Origin of the sequence: Kitasatospora purpeofusca (assembly GCF_034043715.1) — a bacterium.
Classification (GTDB): Bacteria; Actinomycetota; Actinomycetes; order Streptomycetales; family Streptomycetaceae; genus Kitasatospora; species Kitasatospora purpeofusca_A.
On record NZ_JAXCLC010000013.1, the window covers coordinates 108,026 to 127,199 of the forward strand.

Here is a 19,174-nt window from a genome sequence, read left to right on the forward strand (position 1 = left end):
GGCGGCCGGCCCTGGTGGTTCCGGCGGGAGCGCCCCGCCCGTCGTCACTCCTTGCCGAGCAGGGTGACGTCCAGCTTCCGGTCCGCGTAGTCGGCGCGGATCACCTTCTTGTCGAACTTCCCGACCGAGGTCTTCGGCACCGCCTCGACGATCGCCCAGCGCTCGGGCAGCTGCCAGGACGCGATCCGCCCGGCCAGGAAGGCCCGCAGTTCCGGCAGCCCGACGGTGGCGCCGGGCCGCAGTACGACGGTCGCCAGCGGACGCTCGCCCCACTTCTCGTCCGGCACCGCCACCACGGCGGCCTCGGCCACCTCCGGGTGCGCCATCAGGTGGTTCTCCAGGTCCACCGAGGAGATCCACTCGCCGCCGGACTTGATCACGTCCTTGGCCCGGTCGGTGAGGGTCAGATAGCCGTCGGCGGTGATGGTGCCGACATCGCCGGTGCGCAGCCAGCCGTCCTCGGAGAACTTGTCGTCCGGGCGCTCCGGGTCCTGTCCGGCGCCGCCGTAGTACGCCCCCGCGATCCACGGGCCGCGCACCTCCAGCTCGCCCGCCGACACCCCGTCGTGGGGCATCCGCTCTCCGCCCGGGCCGATCAGCCTGGCCTCGACGGAGGCCGGGAAGATGCCCTGGCTGACCCGGTAGGGCCACTCCTCCTCCGGGGTGAGGCCGCCGGGCGGCTGGGCGAAGGAGCCGAGCGGCGAGGTCTCGGTCATGCCCCAGGCGTGGATGACCCGGATGCCGTGGCGCTCCTCGTACCCCTTCATCAGCGAGGGCGGACAGGCCGAGCCGCCGATGACGACCATCCGCAGGCTGGAGGTGTCGTAGTCACCGGCGTCCAGCTCGTCCAGCAGCCCGCTCCAGATCGTCGGCACGGCCGCGCTGACGGTGGGCTTCACGGCGGCGATCATCTCGGCCATCGGCCGGGGCTGGAGGAAGCGGTCCGGCATCAGCAGGTTGGCGCCGGACATGAACGCGGCGTGCGGGATGCCCCAGGCGTTGACGTGGAACATCGGCACCACCGGCAGCGCGGTGTCGCGCGGGGTGAAGGCGAAGTTGTCGCCGGTGTTGACCTGAAGGCAGTGCAGGTAGACCGAGCGGTGGCTGTAGAGGACGCCCTTCGGGTCGCCGGTGGTGCCGGAGGTGTAGCAGAGCACGGCGGCCCGGCGCTCGTCGATGTCGGTGAGCCAGGGGTACTCGGCCGGCCGGTCGGCGATCAGCTCCTCGTAGTCGTGCACGCCGCCCGCGAAGCCGGCCAGCAGCGAGCGGTCGCCGGGGCCGCTGACCACGATGTGCCTGAGCGTCGGGGCGAGCCGCGGCAGGACGGCGGCCAGCAGGGGGAGCACGGTGCCGTTGACGATGATCACGCGATCGGCGGCGTGGTCGACGATGAAGGACAGCTGGTTCGCGGGGAGCCGCAGGTTGAGCGTGTGCAGCACCGCGCCCATCGCCGGAACGGCGAGGTAGGCCTCGAGGTGTTCGGCGTTGTTCCACATCAGTGTGGCGACCCGGTCGTCCGCCGTGACGCCGAGCTCGTCCCGCAGGGCCCAGGCCAGCCGCGCGGCCCGCGCCCCGACCTCCGCGTACGTCCGGACCACGGGTCCGGTGCCGTCCCAGGTGGTGACGGTCGAGCGGGCGTGGACGGTCGACCCGTGCTCGAGGATTCGGGCGACGGTGAGCGGTACGTCCTGCATCGTGCTGAACACGGGTCCTCCTCGACCTGGGCTGCACTGCGGCGGTGCTGCCCCCGGCCCGACCGGAGACCGGCTACTGGGCGGTAATACGGGGCAGTAGAGCCCGATTGTGCCGCGCCGCACCCCCGCTGTCAGCATTCCGGCGCAGTTGCCCCGGTCACGGCCGCCGGGACGGGCGGGATACTGGGGGCATGGGTGACGGGCGTAACGAACGACGGGCGGGTCCACCGCCGACCGGGCTCCGGATGCCGTGCCCGTGCTGCGAGGAGGGCGTGCGGACGGAAGCGCGGATGGGCCTGCACGCGGGCCGGACCGGCACCGGGCTCATCCCGCAGACCTGCCACCACTGCGGGGGCCTGGGCTTCCTGGGGCTCGCCCTGCGGGAGTGACGCCGCCTCAGCCGGCCAGCGGGGCATCGACCTGGTTCCGGTCGACGGTGAGCGTCGCCCCGCCGTAGGTCTCCTCGACGTTGCCGCGGTACTGGTGGACGCGCTGGCGCCGGGCCCAGAGGTCCGGGCCGAGCGCCCCGCCGCCCGCCGTGTCGGCCCGGTCGTCCCAGCGGGCGTACCAGAGGGTGTCGGGCAGCGGCGCGCTGCCGGCCCGGGCTGCCGCGGCGAGGTCGGCGATGCCGGAATCGAGGCTGGAGTAGAAGCCGGAACCGTAGCCCGCCAGGTGCAGGGCCTGGGTCCAGGCGAGGGTGAAGTCGACCACGGCCTGCCCGCAGCCCGGGTCGCGCGACGGGTAGGCCTCGATGTCCAGGAAGACCGGGCTGCCCTTGCCGAGCCCCAGCGCCTTGAGGCCGCGGACCGCCTCGGCCGCCTCCTCGCGGCCCTGCTGGACGGCCCGCGCGGGGTCGATCCGCTTCGGCTTGCGGCTCAGCTCGCTGCACGGGGCCTGGAGGCCGACGTGGACGGGGAGGAAGCGCCACCCCATCGCCCTGGCCTCCCGCACCCAGTCGGCACCGAGCCTCGGCTGGGCGCAGCCGCGCTGGCTCCCGCTGGTGTAGATGCCGACCGCCCCGTACGGCGAGGAGTCGCGCCAGGCCCGCATGGTCTCCAGCGGTGGCGCGGTGCAGGCGTCGAAGGCCGCGCCGGTGAAGAGGTCCCGGACCCGGGCGGCGGGCGGGCCGACCCGGTCGGGGAGGACGGTGGCCCGGATCCGGGGGACGGCGGCGACCACCGGTGCGGTCTCGTCGGCGCTCGCGCCCGGACCGCCGGCGGCCAGCAGCAGGACGAAGGAGGCGGCGGCGAGTGCCGTGGGGCGGAGATAGCGCACGTCGCCTTGATACTGACGGGACGTCGGACAACCGTGGCAACCACGCCGTGCAGGCCGGGAAAGCCCACCCTTTCGGACGCACCCGTCCGCATCCGTCCGGATTTTGGTAACGAGCTTGCTGCCCAGTGGCTCCTTACGGCAAACTCGCCTCTATGCCCACGCCCCACCTCAGCGAAACCTCCGCCCCGACGACGGCCGCCGCCGTCGCCGAGGCGCTCGTCATGCCGCCCGCCCCCAAGGGCGAGCCCGCCGGCGAGCGGGTCGGCGAGCGGGTCGGCCGGCGACGAGGCGGGGCACCCACCGAGGGGCTGCCACCGGAGCCGCGACCCGGCCGGCCGTCCGGCCGACGGTTCCCGAAGCTCCTGCGGCGCCCGGAGAGGATCCCGGCGCCGCTGCTCTGTCTGACGGCGATGTTCCTGGTGCAGACCGGGATCGCGTTCTCCAAGCCGCTGTTCGGTCCGCTCGGGGTCAGCGGCACCACCTTCCTCCGGCTGGGCTTCGCGGCGGTCATCCTGCTCGCCGTCACCCGGCCCCGGCTGAGCGGGCGCCGGCCGCGCGACCTGGCCGCCGCGGGCCTGCTCGGCATGGCCTCGGCCGGGATGACCCTGCTGTTCGCCGGGGCGATCGACCGGCTGCCGATGGGCACCGCGGCCACCATCGAGTTCCTCGGCCCGCTCGCGGTGGCGCTGTACTTCGCCCGCCGTGCCAGCCACCTGCTGTGGGCGCTGCTCGCGGCCGGCGGGGTGACACTGCTGACGCTGCTCGGCGAGGGCGGGGAGGGCGGCGCCGGACTCGACCCGGTCGGCCTGCTCTACGCCTTCGGGGCGGCGGCCTGCTACGCCGCGTACATCCTGTTCACGGACAAGGTCGGGGCGGCGTTCCAGGGCTTCCAGGGGCTGGCCGTGTCGATGACGGTCGGCGCGCTGGCGGTGGCACCGTTCGGGTTCGGCGAGGTGTGGGACGGGCTCTCCGCGCCGGACGCCTCGCCGCTGATGCTGCTGCTCGCGGTCGCCGGGGTGTCCCTGCTGCTGCCGGTGATCCCCTATGCGCTGGAGATGACCGCGCTGCGGCGGATGCCCCAGCGGGTGTTCAGCGTGCTGGTGAGCCTGGAGCCCGCAGTCAGCGCGCTGGTCGGGCTGGTGGTGCTCGGGCAGCTGCTGGGCGCCGCCCAGCTGGCGGGGATCGGCTGTGTGGTGGCGGCGAGCGTCGGGGCCACCCTGACCGGGCGGCGCTGAGACGGACGGGCGGACGGACGGCCCAGGGCGCGCATCGACGGATGCGCGCCCTGGGCCGTCCGCCGTGGTGCTTCAGGTGCGCCGGGCCGTCAGGTACTCCGGGGGCTTCGGGTACTCCGGGTACTCCGGGGGCTTCGGGTACTTCAAGTGCTTCGGGCGCGTCACGGCCAGAGCAGGGTGCGCGACCACTCCGGGGTGAGCACCGGTCCGGTTCTGGTGTAGCGGAGGCGGACATGGTGGCGCTCGGCCTCGCCCTGCCAGAACTCGACCTCGTGCGCCCAGAGCGTGTAGACGGCATGCCCGGCGGCGACCGCGTCCGGGGTGGCCTCCAGCCGGCGACGGGCCACCGCCACCGCCTCCTCGTACTCGGCCGGCGAGGCCAGCGGTTCGCTCTGCCGCCCGACCAGCGCGCCGATCCGGGCGTCCGGGGAGCGGGTGGCGAACTCGGCCGCCGCGACCAGGTCGGCGGCCCGTTCGACGGTGCCGCGGACCCGCACCTGGCGGCCGAGCCGGGGCCAGTAGACCGTGAGCGCGGCGGCCGGGTGGTCGGCGAGCTGGCGGCCCTTGGGGCTGTCGGCGGCGGCGGAGAAGACCCAGCCGGTGCCGGCCGCGTCCACGTCGCGCAGCACCAGGACGCGGGCGTCCGGCAGGCCGTCGGAGTCGACCGTGGAGAGGGTGAACACCTGCGGGTCCAGCACCCCGGCGTCGAGGGCGGTGGCGAGCCAGTCGACGAAGAGCGGGCCGGGCTCGGCCGGGGCCGCCCCGGTGTCGAAACCCGGCAGCGGGCGGGCCATCGGCGGACGGCCCAGCATCAGCTCCGGCACGGAGCGGGGCTCGGACCGCGATTCCGGGCGCGGCTCCGGGCCCGACCCGGGACCGGGTGCGGGCGTGGTCCCGCCCGGGCCGCTCAGGTCCTCGTCCTCGGCTGCCATCGCGCCCTTCCTTCCGGTTGCCGCCGCCGCAACCCCTCGCCGGAAGGGCCGCCGGGGGGCGCCGGGCTCGGGGGTGCACTGTCGGAGCGCAACCGTACCGCCGCACGGTGACGACTCAGGGCGCGGGCCCTGCACCGGCCCGCTCGTGGACGCCCCCGGGGACGCCGGGACAGCCGCGGTACAGCCCGACACGCCGGGACACGCCCCGACACGCCCGGACGCGCCCGGACACGCCCGGACACGCCCGTGGGCGGCACCGATGCTCGGTGCCGCCCACGGGACCGGTTCGCGGTGACCCTTTCCGCTGCCCGGTTGCGCGCTGTGCGATCCGTTCGATCGCCGTTCTGCGATCGCGGTTCTTCCGATCCGCTTCGCGGTCCGCTCCGGACTTGTCGCGGGTGCTCAGCCCACCCGCGTCCGCCCCGGCCGGCCCCGGTGCTCCGTCGACGGCGCCCCCGCCGTCGACGGCTCCCGGTCAGTACCGGCACCCGGGACGCCCCGGTGCCCGATCGCCCGGGTGCTCAGGGGAAGATCGGCGCGAAGACGATGCTGTAGTTCTTGTTGGACTGACCGGCCAGGATGGTGCCCGAGTTGTCCTTCACCGCGAGGGTGTTGGCCTGGTTCGAGGCGCCGGAGCCGGTCGCCGTCTGCTGGGTGGAGATGTAGTTGCCGTCGACCGAGCCGAAGACGTTGCCCGTCCCGACGTTGGACACCACGCCGCTGTTGGACCCGTCGTTGGCGAGCGCGCCGTTGTCAGCGGCGGCGGCACCGGCCCCGGCGAGCAGCAGTCCCGCGGCGAACGGGGCCGCGAGCAGCACACCGGCGGTCCGGCGGATTCGATTGCGAGCCATGGGAGCCTCCAAAAAACGGTAATCGTGCATTGGGTGCGGGAGTTCGCCGGCCAGACGAACACCTGCGGGCTGCGACGCCGGGTCACAGACTTCCGCAACAAATCGATAAAGCACCACCTCCCGGTGCCCTTTTCGCCCTTTAGCGTGATATCCAGCAGCCCCGCGCATAACTGCGACCGATCCTGGGAGCACGTCGACACACCGCCGCCGACCTGCGATGTCGCCCGGACGGTCGGATACGACCGACTCTCCGCCGGCGGCGTGAAGGGGGCACACGGACAAGCCGGCGCACCACCCTGGCGCGCGGCGGTAACAAACACGCCCCCCACCGGTGCGGTCACGCTACCGTGTCGATAATTCCAGCCATCCTGCGACGGTCTGAAAATCCGGAGAACGATACTTCGTTGCCCGGCCCGAGGTGGCGGTCAAACCGCCTTGCCGGGATTGAGGATCCCCAGCGGATCGAAGACCGCTTTCAGCTGCCGCTGCAGCTCCGTCGCCACCGGCCCCAGCTCCCGCGCCAGCCACTCCCGCTTGAGCAGCCCCACCCCGTGCTCCCCGGTGATCGTCCCGCCCAGTGCCAGCCCCAGCGCCATGATCTCGTCGAAGGAGCGCTGTGCCAGGGCCGACTGCTCCGGGTCCGCCGCGTCGAAGATGACGATCGGATGGGTGTTGCCGTCCCCGGCGTGGCTCACCACCCCGATGGTCAGCCCGTGCCGCTCGCCGATCGCCGCGACCCCCTCCAGCATCTCGGCCAGCCGTGAGCGCGGCACCGCCACGTCGTCGATCATCGTGGTGCCCAGCCGGTCCAGCGCGGGCAACGCCAGCCGGCGCGCCTCCAGCAGCAGCTCGGACTCGGCCTGGTCCTCGGCCGGCACCACCTCGGTCGCCCCGGCCGCCCGGCACAGCTCGCCGACCGCGGCCAGCTCGGCCACCCGGTCCGGGCCGTCGAAGGCGACCAGCAGCAGCGCCCGGGTCGACTCCGGCAGGCCCATCTGCCCCAGCTCGTTGACCGCGCGCACGCTCACCTGGTCCATCAGCTCCATCAGCGAGGGGGTGAAGCCGCGCGCCATCACCTCGCAGACCGCCGCGCCCGCCGAGGCCGTGCTCGGGAACTCCGCCGCCAGCGCCAGCTGCGGGGCCGGGGCCGGCCGCAGCGCCAGCACGGCGCGGACCACCACCCCCAGCGTGCCCTCGGAGCCGACCAGGAGCCGGGTCAGGTCGTAACCGGCCACGCCCTTGGCCGTCCGGCGGCCGGTGGACAGCAGCCGCCCGTCGGCCAGCACCACGTCGAGTCCGAGCACGTACTCGCTGGTCACGCCGTACTTGACGCAGCAGAGCCCGCCCGCGCCGGTCCCGATGTTGCCGCCGATGGTGCAGGACTCCCAGCTCGACGGGTCGGGCGGGTAGGCGAGCCCCGAGGCGGCGACCGCCCGGGAGAGCTCGGCGTTGACCACCCCCGGCTCGACCACCGCGATCCGGTTCACCGGGTCGATCTCCAGGATCCGGTTCATCCGCAGCATCGACAGCACGATGCAGCCGTCGACCGCGTTGGCCGCGCCGGACAGACCGGTCCTGGCCCCCTGCGGGACCACCGGGACGCTCAGCGCGGTGGCGGTGCGCAGCACGTGCTGCACCTGCTCGACCGTCTCCGGGAAGACCACCACGGCGGGGGTGCCGGCCGGGCAGAAGTCCGCCATGTCGGACCGGTAGGCGGCCGTCACCTCGGGGTCCACGGCCATCGCTCCGGGCGGGAGGCCCTCCGCCAGCCGGTCCATCAGGTCGCTCATCGCCGCCTCCGCCCTCCGCTGCCCGTTCCGCTCCCGCACTCTGCCCGCCACCCGTCCGCCCGGCAAGTACGTCGGGGCGGTCAGGCCCGGCGCAGGACCGGAGAGGCCAGGGCGAGGGCCCCGGCGGCCCCGGCGGCCAGCGCGCAGAGGGCGATCGGCACCCGGGGTCCGGCCGTGTCGGCGAGCAAACCGAGCGCCCCGGTCGAGAGCACCAGCGCGGCGCTCTGCACCAGGGTCAGCAGGGCCTGCACCCGGGAGAGATGGGTGTCCGGCGCGGCTCCCAGCACCAGCGGCCCGAGCCGGCCGGCGAACAGCCCCGATCCCGCGCCCGTCAGCAACGCGCCGAGCGCGGCCACCGCCGGGACCGGCGCCGCCGCCAGCAGCGCGATGCCCGCGGCGGCCGCGCAGAGCCCGGCCGCCGCCCCCGTCCCCGCCCCGTGCGGGGGGCGACCGGCCCCCGTGCCCCGGCGGGCGAGCAGGACCGCCACCGCCAGGACGCCCGCGCCCTGGGCACCCGCCACCAGACCCGCCGCCCCCACGCCCCACCCGGCGGCCCGGGCCAGCAGCGGCCCGAGCAGCGCGACCACCGGCAGCACCGACCCGGCCGCGGCGCCGGCCAGCAGCAGCGCCGCCCGCAGCAACCGGTCACCCGTCGCCAGCCGCACCCCGGCGGCCGCCTCCCGCACCAGCCCGGCCGGCCTGTCCGTGCCGTTGCCGGCCGTCGGGGCCCGCCGCGGGTCGGACACCGGCAGGAACAGCAGCACCAGCAGCAGGACGGCGAAGCTCGCCGCGTCCACCAGCGCCGCCGCGGGCAGCCCGCCCGCCGCGACCAGCGCGCCGCCGAGGGGTGCCCCCAGCAGGGCGGCGAGCTGGGCGCCCGCCTGCCGCAGTGCCAGGGCCCGCGGCAGCTCCCCGGCGTCCACCAGCAGACGAGGCATCGACCCGCTCGCCGGGAGGTAGAACGCGTCCACCACGCCGATCACCAGCGCCGCGAGCAGCAGCAGCCCGAGCGGGCTGCCCCGGAGTCCGGCCGCAGCGGCCAGTGCGAGCGTCGCGGCCAGCATCACCGCGTCCCCGGCGAGCATCACCCGGCGCGCGCCCAGCCGGTCCGCCACCGCGCCGCCGACCAGGACCAGCACCGTCCGGGCCACCGTGATCATGGTGAGCACCAGGCCGGCGGCGGCTCCGCCGTGCGCGGCGGCGGCCCAGCCCAGGGCGAAGGCGAGGGCGGCGTCGCCCAGGTACCCGAGCTGCGCGCCGGCGAGCCAGCGCAGATAGGGCGCGGGCAGCGCCGGGCGCGCCGGGCGGGCCGCCGCGGAGGCGTCGGCGTCGGCGTCGGGCGCGAGGGAACCGGTGGTCGTCATGCGCGCCGACGCTAGGACCCTCGACCGGCTTCAGGGCAAACGCCGGGCTGCCGGACGCGGGTCCAGCGCGGGTCCTGCGCGGATCAGGCGCGGACCACCGGCTCCTGCAGCTCGGTCACCCAGTGCGCCGTGTCCTCGGGGCACTCCAGGTAGAGCTCCCGGGCGTAGCCGGCCGAACGGTAGCCGCTCTCCTCGATGAACCGCGCCAGCGCCTGGAACGAGCCCAGCGATTCGTCCATCGAGCCCCGGTGCACCACCGTCGCCGCCGCCTCGACGGCCGGCAGGTCGACCACCGCGAAGCCGTACTCCTCCCCCGTGTCCGGGCCGATCCCCGCCGCGACCGGCACGGCGACCCGGATCAGCACCGAGCCGTCGCCGTCCCCGGTGTCCTCGTACCGGGCGACGGACGGCCCGGCGGCCGCGACGCCGGCCGCCGCCAGACGACCGCAGAGCTCCTCGAACAGCGGGCCGATCACCGGCCCGATGTCCTGCGGCTCGTAACTCGCCGCGACACCCGCCAGCTCGGCCGCCCGGACCGACGGCAACCGCTTCACCACGGCATCCTGTGCGGACATGGTCCCCTCACTCTCGATCGTCCGGAGCCTCGCCTCGACCCGGGCCAGCCGTTCGGCGTCCGCGGCCATGGCCGCGGCGAGCTCGGCCCGCCGCAGCCGCAGCATCCCGCGCAGCTCCGCCGGGTCCACCTCCTCGTCCAGGACGGCCCGCACCTGGTGCAGCGTGAAGCCGAGTTCCTTGAGGGCGATGACCCGGTTGAGCCGGGCGAGTTGGGACGCCTCGTAGCAGCGGTAGCCGCTCGACGGGTCGACCCGGGCCGGCCGGATCAGCCCGATGGCGTCGTAGTGACGCAGCATCCGGACCGACACCCGGCCGTGCTTGGCGAAGTCTCCGATGTTCAACATGGTCCCTCCAGTGCAGGCCCTCACACGGTGTCATGGTCAAGCCCCGCAAGGAGAGGATCGAGTCACCGCCGGTCCGCCGTCCCGGCGGGCGGCGGGCGGCGCTCAGTCGGTCACGTCGAACCCCCGTCGCTCACCCAGCGTGCGCAGGCTCCGCTGGCCGGGGATCCCGTTGGCGTCCTCCCCCGCGTAGCCGAGGCTGCGCTGGAAGGCCGCGTACGCCTGTACCGTCCGGGTGCCGAGCGAGCCGTCCACCCAGCGCTGCTCCAGGAAGCCCTCGTCCGCGAGGGCCTGTTCGACGATCCGCGCCTCGCCCCCGTAGGTCTGGTGCCCCTGCTCGGCGCCCGGGTCGGTGCGGGTGGCCGCGACCACGTGCGCGAGCGACACCCGGCGCGGCGAGGGCAGCCGGCCGAGCAGCCGGCGCAGCGAACCCTCGCCCGGCACCCCGTCGGCGTCCGGTCCCGAGTACCCCAGACCGTGCTGGAAGTCCTGGTAGTTGAGGGTGTCGGCGTCGCGCCAGTCCTCGTCCGGGCCGGACGCGTAGTGCCGGCCGAAGCCCTGCCGGACGAGTGCCTCGCCGACCTCCCGGACCTGCGGTCCGTGCGCACCGTAGCCGTACTCCAGCCCGTTGATCGTCACCCGGTACCGGGCCGGCCCGGAGTCCCCGCGCGGCGTGGGCACCGGCGCGCCGTCGGCCGCCGCGACGATGCCGGGCAGCACCACCTCGCGGAACTGCCGGGCCCGGGCGTCCCCCGGGCAGGCCGTGCCGCCGTCCGACCACTCCGGGAACATCCGGTGCACCCCGAAGCCGGACGCGTCCCACCGCGGGCAGATCCGCAGCGGGATGCCGTGCCGCTGGTGCAGCCACACCCCGAGCGCGATCAGGGCGCCGACCTGGGCGTCCGTCCAGGGATCGGTGCTCGCGTCGTCGCTGGCCGTCTCCACGCTGACCGCGCCGCTGCCGTCGGCTCTGCGGTTGGCGCCCAGATTGGCGTCGGCACGTGTCTCGGTGCCGACGAACTGCCCCACGCCGCCGTCGTATCCGACCCCGAAGTGCGACTCCAGGTTGGTCGAGTCCCGCCAGTACTCGTACATCCGCCGCGGCGTCCACGGCGCCGCCACACTGTGGAAGATCACCTGCGTCGGCGTGATCGCCGCCTGCTCGTCCGACTCTGGCTGGAGCTCCATCTTCTCCGCGCCGGGGTACCAGGCCATCCGTCTCTCCTTGCCGGGCCCAGGGCAGTTGCCCCTTACGCCCGAACACACGAGACCCGGCCTCCCCCGGAACGACGCATCCCCCACAAACCCCCCGTTCAGGTGAAAACGGGGCACCTCTCCACCCCGCCAAGCACAAAGGCGGGCGCCGACCCGAAGGTCGACACCCGCCTTGAGCAGGTGGTTCTTCTCCTACCGGCGGAGAGCGTGGGATTCGAACCCACGGTACGGGGTCACCGCACGACAGTTTTCAAGACTGTTCCCTTAGGCCGCTCGGGCAGCTCTCCAGGCGGAGGTCAGCCTAACGGGTCCGGTGGGGTCCGGTGCACCGGTTTCCGGGGTGGGCGGGTCAGTCGCCGACGCGGGTGCCGAGGGTGACCTTGGTGGTGGCGGTCTGGCCGTTGCGGGTGTACTCGATGTCCACGGTCTCGCCCGGCTTGTGCGTCCAGATCTTGCTGACCAGGGCGGGGCCGTTCTCGATCGGGCTGCCGCCGAGCTTGGTGATCACGTCGCCCGGCTTGAGGCCGGCCTGGTCGGCGGCGCCGCCGGGGGTGACGGCCGGCTGGCCCTGGATGTCGCGGGTCTGGATCTGCGCACCGTCGCCCTTGTAGTCGTCGTTGCGCAGCACGTCGAGCTTGGCGTAGACCGGCTTGCCGGTCTTGATCAGGGTGTCGGCGACCCACTTGGCCTGGTTGACCGGGATGGCGAAGCCCAGGCCGATGGAGCCGGCCCGGCCGTTGCTGGAGGCGTTGGACTGGATCGCGGAGTTGATGCCGATCACCGCGCCCGAGGAGTCCAGCAGCGGACCGCCGGAGTTGCCCGGGTTGATCGAGGCATCGGTCTGCAGCGCGTTCATGTACGAGGCCTGCGAGCCGGTCTCGTCGCCGGAGGCGACCGGGCGGTCCTTGGCGCTGATGATGCCGGTGGTGACGGTGGACTCCAGGCCGTACGGGGCGCCGATGGCGATGGTGGAGTCACCGACGTTGACCTTGTCGGAGTCGGCCAGCGGAAGCGGCGTCAGCTTGCCCTTGGGCGGGTTGTCGAGCTTGATCACCGCGACGTCGTAGCCCTCGGCGCGGCCGAGCACGGAGGCGCTGTAGGAGCTGCCGTCGGCGAACTTGACGGTCAGTTTGCCGCCGCTGGACGCGGGCGCCACCACGTGGTTGTTGGTGAGGATGTGGCCCTCGGTGTCGAAGACGAAGCCGGTACCGGTGCCGGACTCGCCGTTGCCCTGGGCCTTGATGGTGACGACGCTGGGCAGCGCCTTCTGCGCGATTCCGGCGACCGAGCCCGGGGCGGGCTCGTTCTTCTGGGTGTTGTTCGCCTGGACCGTGGTGGAGCTGCGGTCGGCCTTGGCGCTGACGGAGGTGTCGTCGCGGTCGGCGACGGCCACTCCGACCGCGCCGCCGGCCACCCCGGCCACCAGGGCCACGGCCGCGACCAGGGCGATCAGGCCGCCGCGCTTCTTGCGCGGGCCGCCGGGACCGGGGGCGCCGGGGTACTCGCCCGGGTAGCCGAGCGGGCCGCCGGGACCACCGGGGCCCCCGGGCGCACCGGGGGTGACGTCGTGGGCGCCCCAGCCGCCGAGCGGCTGGCCTGCGCCGAACGGGTGGTGGTGCTGCCCGGTCGCGCCCGGGGCCGGCGGGGCGGCGGGCGTTCCGTACGGGTCGTGCTGGGCGGCGGCGGGCGCCGCGTAGGGGTCGTGCGGGGCGGACGGCGCCGCGTACGGGTCGTGCGCGGCGAGGGCCGGGGGCACCGGGGTGCCGGGGGCCGGGGTCGCGTACGGGTTGCCGCCCTGCGGGCCGGCCGGGGCGGCGGACGCGGCCGGAGCCGGGGCCGGCGGCAGGACCGGCGGCGGGGCGTCCAGGTAGCCGGGCTCGACGGCCAGGGGTGCGGCGGGTGCGGCGGGTGCCGGCACCGGGGCCGGCGGGGCCGCCGGCTCGGGGGCGGTCAGCTTGCCGAAGGCCACGGTGGGCGTGAACCCGCCGGAGCCCCCCTCGGCAGCCGGAGCCGACTGCTCCGCCGCGGGGGACGGCCCGGCCGCACTGTGCTGCGCCCCGGCGTCAGCAGGGGAACCCACCACCCCCTGGCCGCCGGAGGGCTGCTCCCCCTGCGGCCCGGTGGACCCAACCTCGCGCTCGGTGCTCACGGACGACCTCCATCGCTGACAGGACCAACAACCATAGTTTTTCGCACACTCGATTCGATTGCCGTAAGGAGCCTTCTGAAGAAGTCATAAGAATCCTTAGCCCGACCAGACGGACGGCCCCGAACGCCGCCCGCCCGGCCCCCTGGCCTTGGCGTTCGCCCCCGTGCCCGCTAGCCTGTCGCTCCGAACTGACACGCGGGAGCTTGGACCCACCAGGCTGAGAGTGCGCCGGTCGACCGTACGCCACGGGATCCGTGGTCGCCGTCGAGGGGGCGCAGACCGCCGGAACCTGTCCGGGTAATGCCGGCGTAGGGAGAAATCGGCCATGCCGCCTGCTTCGACGTCCTCGTCCTCGGCCACCGCCGTCCTGGAGCCCCCGGCCCGGGTGGAGGCGCCGCTGGTGCTCGACACCGAGCCGCCCCGCACCCTCCGTTTCCGCGACCACTTCGCGCTCTGGATGAACCTCGGCGTCTCGCTGATCGGCTTCACCACCGCCGCGACCGTGCTCGGCGCCAAGGGCAGCGAGCTGTCGCTGGCCGCCGCCGTGACCGCGATCGTGGCCGGCACCGTGGTCGGCACCGCGATGCTCGGTGTCGCCGCGCTGATCGGCGCCCGCACCGGCGCGCCCGCCATGGCGACGCTGCGCGGACTGTTCGGCACCCGGCTGTCCTACGTGCCGACGGTGCTCAACATCGTCCAGTGCATCGGCTGGGGCGTGTACGAGCTGCTGACGATCGCGCTCGGCGCGCAGACCGTCGTCGGCACCGAGGGCTACCGCTGGCTCTTCGTCGTGCTGGCCGGCGCGATCACCACCGCGCTGACCATCTGGCCGCTCGGCGCGATCGCCGTGCTGCGCCGCTTCGTCGCCGTCGCCGTGGCGGTGGCGATGGTGTACTTCACCGTCCAGCTCGGCCGGAACGGCGTCGCCGACCCGGGCGCGGGCAACTGGCACGGCTTCCTGCGGGCGACGGACGCGATGATCGCGGTGTCCATCTCGTTCGTCCCGCTCGCCGCCGACTACACCCGGCACTCGCGCACCCCGCGCTCGGCGTTCTGGGGCAGCTTCTCCGGCTACACCGTGGCGCAGGTCTGGTGCTACGTGCTCGGCCTGCTGGCGCTGCTGCAGGCGGACGGCGACCCCGAGCGGATCTTCGGCTCCTTCCTGGGCGTCTGGGCGGGCTGGCTGTTCCTGCTGGTGCTGGTGCTGCGCGAGACCGACCAGTCCTTCGCGAACGTCTACTCGACCGCGATGTCCGTCCACAACCTGCTGCCGAAGGTCGACCGCCGGGTGCTCACGGGCGGCACCGGTGTGCTGATCACCGTGCTCGCGCTGCAGATCACCGCGTTCACCGACTCGTACTACGCCTTCCTGGGGCTGATCGGCTCGGTCTTCGTGCCGATGTTCGCGGTGCTGGCGGTCGACTACTTCCTCGGCGCCGGGCGGCGCGGCTGGGACCTCTCGGACGAGGCGCCGTCCCGCTGGCTGATGCTGCTGCCGTGGGCGCTGGGCTTCGCGGTCTACCAGCTGATCGCGCCGACCGCGGTGGCCGGCTGGTGGACGGACTTCTGGACGTCCGCGCAGGAACTGCTGCACTTCACCCCGCAGGAGTGGACCTCGGCCTCGCTGTTCGGCTTCCTGGTGCCCGCCCTGGCGACCTGGGCGCTCACCCCGCTCACCCGGGGCCGGGCCGGCGCCGACCCGCGCTGACCACCGAGCCGCGCTGACCGCCGGCCGTGCGACGGAGTGACGAAGTCGGCCCTCCGGGTTGGGGCCGACGTCGCCTCCGGGTCACTTCCGCCGCCTATCGTGGAGGGCGTGACCAGCCCTGATGTCTCGCCCGTGACGGCCCGCACCACCCGGCCCGTCCAGGTGATCGCCCACCGCGGTTCCTCGCACGCCCTGCCCGAGCACACCCTCGCCGCCTATCGCAGGGCGCTGTCCGAGGGAGCGGACGCGTTGGAGTGCGACGTCCGGGTGACCGCCGACGGGCAGCTGGTCTGCGTGCACGACCGGCGGATCGGCCGGGTCTCGGACGGCCGGGGCACGGTCTCCGCGATGACCCTGGCCGAGCTGGAGGCACACGACTTCGGCGCCTGGAAGACCGGCAGGCCGAGCGAGGACCCGGAGCTGCGCGGTGTGCTGCGGCTGGAGAGCCTGCTGGAGCTGGTCGTGGACTCCGGGCGGCCGGTGGACCTCGCGATCGAGACCAAGCACCCGGTGCGGTTCCGCGGCCGGGTGGAGTCCGAGCTGCTGCGGACCCTGGACCGGTTCGGCATCGGCGGCGCGGCCGGGGGCCGGGGCGCCGACGCGGCGCGGACCGGGGCGGGCCACGGCGTCAACGCCCGGATCATGAGCTTCTCCTCCGTCGCGCTGGCCCGGGTGGCGGCCGCGGCGCCGCAGTACCCGAGGGTGTTCCTGTTCGAGCGCGGCCTGGTGCTGCGCGGGCGGCTGCGCCCCGGCGCGCCGCTGCCGGGCGGGGCGCGGATCGCCGGGCCGGGCATCGACCTGGTGCGGGCCCGGCCGGGGCTGGTGACCAGACTGCGCGAGCTGGGCCACCAGGTGCACGTGTGGACGGTCGACGAGCCGGCCGACGTCGAGCTGTGCCTGGAACTCGGCGTGTCGGCGATCATCACCAACCGCCCCGCGGAGGTCCTGGCCCAGCTCGGCCGGTGACGGCGCGAAGTCCCGCGGCGTGCCTCGCGGTGTCGTTCCGGGCCGTCCGTTGTCGTCCGTTGCCGTGCTGTCGTGCTGTCGTGCCGCCGTGCTGTCGTGTCCGTGTCTCACGTGCCTGCCGTGAAGTCGTGGTGAACCGTTCAACTACTGTGAAAAATTGATCGTCTTGGTAGGGACTCAAACCTTTCAGCAACGATTTCTGACGTAATTCATACAGTTTCACCACGGAGGGTGAGCGCGGAATCACCTGTCGCGCACCCTCGGTGCACCGGCCTGAAATGACCGCGCGGGATCGCCGCGCGGTCGTTTCCGACGTATTGCCAAGGGGCATCCATCCCTCGGCATACGCTGAAGGAGGTCCGGGGGTGGCGTTGATGGTGGCGCGTGAAGTGCCGACTTCATCGACCATGGCAGTGCCGCACGGCCCAGCGAGTGTCGGGGTCGCACGGCGCCGACTGCGTCGAGATCTGGGCGACCGGGAGATACCGGAACCGGTCATTGATGATGCTGTTCTGATCCTTTCCGAGCTTTTGAGCAACGCCTGTCGCTACGCCCGGCCGCTCGGGCCGCTGCCGGCCCTCGGCCGGGGCGCCCGCGCCGAGGCGGCGGAACCGCTGCTGGTCGGCGGACCGTCCCGGGCGGCCGGTCCGGCGGCTCCGTCCGCCGCTCCCGGCGAGTCCGGCGAGGACACCGGCGGCGTACTGGTCCGCTGGCAGATGCACGCCGACGGGGTGCTCACCCTGGAGGTGACCGACGGCGGGTCGCCGACCAAACCGTCGCCGGCCAGCCCGTCGCTGACCTCGCACGGCGGCCGAGGGCTGAGCATCGTGGACCAGCTGGCGAGCGACTGGGGCGTGCGCGACGCCCCCGGCGAGGTGACGGTGTGGGCGGCCCTGCCCGCCCGGGCCCGGCATGCCCGGCGGACGGCCGGCGCGCACCAGGAGGCGTAGGGCCCGTCGGTCGGCCGCGCGCGAGCACGCCGCGCGGCCGACCGCGGCCCGTCGCCGCCCGGCGGCGGGCCGGGCCCGCGCCCCGGTGTGCGCCACACCCGCGAGGAACGTCAGTAGGCTGCCCGGAGCACAACACCACCGTTCCCGGGAGAGCCGCACCATGGGCAAGAAGGCCGCCAAGAAGGCGCCGCAGCGCAGCCAGTCCACCCCCGCCGTCACGGGCGACATCCCCGTGGTCGGGGCCCGCGAGGACTGCCCCTGCGGTTCGGGCCGCCGCTACAAGGCCTGCCACGGCCGCGAGGCCTCGCACGCGGTCCAGGAGCTCGTGCACCGCCCGTTCGAGGGCCTGGCGGGCGAGGCGGACTGGGTGGCTCTGCGCGAGCTGGTGCCCGCCGCCACCGTCCCGCTGACCCTGGCCGCCGGGGTCGCCGAGGGCGCCAACGGCGAGGTCCCGTCGGTCACCCTGGCCACCGTGCTGCCGCTGGCCTGGCCGGCGCTGCGCCGCCAGGACGGCTCGATCCTGCTGGGCCTGCAGACCCAGTCCTCCTCCGGCGACCTGAGCCGCGACCTCGGGGACGCCCTGGAGCTGGCCCTGGCCGCCGAGCCGGGCTCGCCGGTGCCGGCCCGCCGGACCGTGCCGGGCGGTCGCCGCCTGCAGGACCTGCTGGACCCCGCCGCCGCCTTCGAGCCGGCCGTGCACACCGGCTTCGAGTTCTGGCTGGAGGACGCCGAGACCGCCACCGGCGAGGTGGCCGCCTCGCTGGAGCGCGCCAACGCCTCGGCGATCCCGACCGAGAAGCTCGCCGGCCTCGACGCGGCGTACTGGTGCGGCACCCCGGACAAGAACCACCTGCGCTGGGTGATGACCGTGCCGGAGGAGCAGCTGCTGGACGCGCTGGCCCGGCTGACCGCCGCCGAGAAGTCCTCGCTCGGCCCGGACACCCGCCTGGTCGGCTCGTTCCGGGCGCACGGCCTGACCGTGCCGGTCTGGGACCTGCCGGTCGACATGACCGCGGCCGACTGCGAGAAGCCGGCCGCCGAGTTCGCCGAGCTCCTCGCGGCGACGCTGGCCGACCCGGCGCCGCTGACCGCGGACGAGCGGCGGGCCCGCGCGAACCTGGTGAACCGTCAGGTCACCCTGAACTAAAGGCGGGTCGGAAGGAAGGCGGCCGCCCGCCGGTTCGACGTGATACGCGTCACATTGTCGCCCGTAACCCGCAATTTCCGGGCTGCGAGGGCGTCTTGGAAATTGGCGCGGGCGCGGATCCTTGTTACTGTCTAAAGAGTCCGGTCGCTGGTGCATCCCCCGTCGCCAGCGGCCGGATCTTTTGTTTTTCCGAACATCCCACGCCAACGCGGGTCGGCCGTGCCCGATCGATACGCCGGCAGCCCCGGTCGCACCGCGCGGGCAGCGGCCCGGCCGCGCCGTCAGTACGCCGAGCGGCCGCTGTCCAGCTGGACCGCCGCGTCGACCAACTCGCCCAGCAGTGGACCGACCTGGGGCAGCCATACGCCGCCGTCGGCACCCTGACGGGGCGGCAGCACCCAGCGCACCCGGTCGACGGCCCCGCCACCGGGCGGCAGCGGCAGGAATCCGCCACTCCCGTGGTAGCGCAACGATCCCGGGACCCAAGGGAGTTGGACGAGCATCTCGCCGAGCGCGTCGAGCGAGTAGGGAGCGACCAGCATCGCGTAGCGGTCCGGCATGGCCAGCACCGGGCCCAGCCGCAGCCGGAGCGCGGCCAGGTAGGCGAGCGCCCGGGCCCCGGCCGCCGCCGGCAGGCTGACCGCGGAGACCGTCCGGCCGGTCGCGACCAGCACCGGGGCGTCGGGGCAGCGCTGTTCCCACCACCAACGCACCATCCGGGCATCGGTGGTGGCCGCCAGCAGGGCCGGGTCGTGCGGGTGGGCGCCCGGCACCGGGCAGTCCGGGTCGCCGCAGGAGCAGACTCCGCCGGCGAGCAGGACGGTCCCGGGGACCACGGGCCAGCGGTGTTCGGTGGCTGCCGACAGGGCCCCGGCCAGCCGGGCCGCCCGGGCCGCCGACCGGTTCCTCGGGTCGTCGCGCAGTGGGTTGTCACGCATTGGCACCCGTTCCTTTCCGTGACCGCTCGATGGCTCCTACCCG

Annotated in this window: 15 protein-coding genes, 1 tRNA gene and 1 riboswitch; of the genes, 5 read left to right on the plus strand and 11 right to left on the minus strand. The window is 74.3% G+C overall.

Annotation, left to right across the window (positions count from 1 at the left end):
• Nucleotides 1-44: 44 nt before the first annotated feature.
• Together SM793_RS09895 and SM793_RS09900 are read right to left on the minus strand one after the other, a co-directional pair.
• Nucleotides 45-1,706, minus strand: a complete 1,662-nt coding sequence (locus tag SM793_RS09895; protein ID WP_320437701.1) for a long-chain fatty acid--CoA ligase — start codon at nt 1,704-1,706, stop codon at nt 45-47.
• Nucleotides 1,707-2,090: 384 nt separating this feature from the next.
• Nucleotides 2,091-2,969: a DUF1906 domain-containing protein gene (locus tag SM793_RS09900; RefSeq protein WP_320437702.1), complete on the minus strand. Its 879-nt coding sequence runs from the start codon at nt 2,967-2,969 to the stop codon at nt 2,091-2,093.
• Nucleotides 2,970-3,121: 152 nt separating this feature from the next.
• Here SM793_RS09900 and SM793_RS09905 point away from each other — a divergent pair, with 152 nt between their 5' ends.
• Nucleotides 3,122-4,204: an EamA family transporter gene (locus tag SM793_RS09905; protein ID WP_320437703.1), complete on the plus strand. Its 1,083-nt coding sequence runs from the start codon at nt 3,122-3,124 to the stop codon at nt 4,202-4,204.
• 161 nt (nt 4,205-4,365) lie between these two features.
• Here the strand turns inward: SM793_RS09905 and SM793_RS09910 are convergent, their stop codons facing one another.
• From SM793_RS09910 to SM793_RS09945, 8 genes are all read right to left on the minus strand, one after another.
• The gene (locus SM793_RS09910; protein WP_320437704.1) at nt 4,366-5,136 is read right to left on the minus strand and encodes a pyridoxal 5'-phosphate synthase; all 771 of its coding nucleotides are present in this window, start codon (nt 5,134-5,136) and stop codon (nt 4,366-4,368) included.
• 521 nt (nt 5,137-5,657) lie between these two features.
• Nucleotides 5,658-5,987, minus strand: coding sequence for a hypothetical protein (locus SM793_RS09915; protein ID WP_320437705.1), 330 nt, complete (start codon nt 5,985-5,987; stop codon nt 5,658-5,660).
• Nucleotides 5,988-6,412: 425 nt separating this feature from the next.
• Entirely contained in the window at nt 6,413-7,777 is a 1,365-nt protein-coding gene (locus SM793_RS09920; RefSeq protein WP_320437706.1) for an FAD-binding oxidoreductase, read from the minus strand.
• Nucleotides 7,778-7,857: 80 nt separating this feature from the next.
• The gene (locus tag SM793_RS09925) at nt 7,858-9,141 is read right to left on the minus strand and encodes an MFS transporter (protein WP_320437707.1); all 1,284 of its coding nucleotides are present in this window, start codon (nt 9,139-9,141) and stop codon (nt 7,858-7,860) included.
• 83 nt (nt 9,142-9,224) lie between these two features.
• On the minus strand, nt 9,225-10,061 hold the full coding sequence (locus SM793_RS09930; RefSeq protein ID WP_320437708.1) for a MerR family transcriptional regulator: 837 nt from the start codon (nt 10,059-10,061) through the stop codon (nt 9,225-9,227).
• A gap of 102 nt (nt 10,062-10,163) precedes the next feature.
• Nucleotides 10,164-11,273 (minus strand): peptidoglycan-binding protein, encoded by a 1,110-nt coding sequence (locus SM793_RS09935; protein WP_320437709.1) that lies wholly within the window; start codon nt 11,271-11,273, stop codon nt 10,164-10,166.
• A 199-nt stretch (nt 11,274-11,472) separates the two neighbouring features.
• Nucleotides 11,473-11,560: transfer RNA gene (locus SM793_RS09940), tRNA-Ser, on the minus strand.
• Nucleotides 11,561-11,622: 62 nt separating this feature from the next.
• Entirely contained in the window at nt 11,623-13,422 is a 1,800-nt protein-coding gene (locus tag SM793_RS09945) for a S1C family serine protease (protein WP_320437710.1), read from the minus strand.
• 185 nt (nt 13,423-13,607) lie between these two features.
• Nucleotides 13,608-13,754: riboswitch (TPP riboswitch) on the plus strand.
• On the opposite strand from SM793_RS09945, the gene SM793_RS09950 reads away from it, so the two are divergent.
• The 4 genes from SM793_RS09950 to SM793_RS09965 all read left to right on the plus strand — a co-directional run bounded on the left by SM793_RS09950 (nt 13,748) and on the right by SM793_RS09965 (nt 18,193).
• Entirely contained in the window at nt 13,748-15,130 is a 1,383-nt protein-coding gene (locus SM793_RS09950; RefSeq protein ID WP_320437711.1) for a purine-cytosine permease family protein, read from the plus strand. It overlaps the preceding riboswitch by 7 nt.
• Before the next feature lie 132 nt (nt 15,131-15,262).
• On the plus strand, nt 15,263-16,096 hold the full coding sequence (locus SM793_RS09955; protein ID WP_413815910.1) for a glycerophosphodiester phosphodiesterase family protein: 834 nt from the start codon (nt 15,263-15,265) through the stop codon (nt 16,094-16,096).
• A gap of 374 nt (nt 16,097-16,470) precedes the next feature.
• Nucleotides 16,471-17,046: an ATP-binding protein gene (locus SM793_RS09960; protein WP_413815911.1), complete on the plus strand. Its 576-nt coding sequence runs from the start codon at nt 16,471-16,473 to the stop codon at nt 17,044-17,046.
• Nucleotides 17,047-17,206: 160 nt separating this feature from the next.
• Nucleotides 17,207-18,193, plus strand: coding sequence for a DUF5926 family protein (locus SM793_RS09965; protein WP_320437714.1), 987 nt, complete (start codon nt 17,207-17,209; stop codon nt 18,191-18,193).
• Nucleotides 18,194-18,474: 281 nt separating this feature from the next.
• Here SM793_RS09965 and SM793_RS09970 read toward each other — a convergent pair whose 3' ends face one another.
• Nucleotides 18,475-19,131 (minus strand): bifunctional DNA primase/polymerase, encoded by a 657-nt coding sequence (locus SM793_RS09970; RefSeq protein ID WP_320437715.1) that lies wholly within the window; start codon nt 19,129-19,131, stop codon nt 18,475-18,477.
• Between the last annotated feature and the right edge of the window lie 43 nt (nt 19,132-19,174).

Coding starts and splice junctions, on each gene's coding strand:
- SM793_RS09970 (WP_320437715.1), bottom strand. CDS start 19,131: ATGCGTGACAACCCACTGCGCGACGACCCGAGGAACCGGTCGGCGGCC.
- SM793_RS09935 (WP_320437709.1), bottom strand. CDS start 11,273: ATGGCCTGGTACCCCGGCGCGGAGAAGATGGAGCTCCAGCCAGAGTCG.
- SM793_RS09920 (WP_320437706.1), bottom strand. CDS start 7,777: ATGAGCGACCTGATGGACCGGCTGGCGGAGGGCCTCCCGCCCGGAGCG.
- SM793_RS09930 (WP_320437708.1), bottom strand. CDS start 10,061: ATGTTGAACATCGGAGACTTCGCCAAGCACGGCCGGGTGTCGGTCCGG.
- SM793_RS09905 (WP_320437703.1), top strand. CDS start 3,122: ATGCCCACGCCCCACCTCAGCGAAACCTCCGCCCCGACGACGGCCGCC.
- SM793_RS09925 (WP_320437707.1), bottom strand. CDS start 9,141: ATGACGACCACCGGTTCCCTCGCGCCCGACGCCGACGCCGACGCCTCC.
- SM793_RS09965 (WP_320437714.1), top strand. CDS start 17,207: ATGGGCAAGAAGGCCGCCAAGAAGGCGCCGCAGCGCAGCCAGTCCACC.
- SM793_RS09910 (WP_320437704.1), bottom strand. CDS start 5,136: ATGGCAGCCGAGGACGAGGACCTGAGCGGCCCGGGCGGGACCACGCCC.
- SM793_RS09915 (WP_320437705.1), bottom strand. CDS start 5,987: ATGGCTCGCAATCGAATCCGCCGGACCGCCGGTGTGCTGCTCGCGGCC.
- SM793_RS09950 (WP_320437711.1), top strand. CDS start 13,748: ATGCCGCCTGCTTCGACGTCCTCGTCCTCGGCCACCGCCGTCCTGGAG.
- SM793_RS09960 (WP_413815911.1), top strand. CDS start 16,471: ATGGTGGCGCGTGAAGTGCCGACTTCATCGACCATGGCAGTGCCGCAC.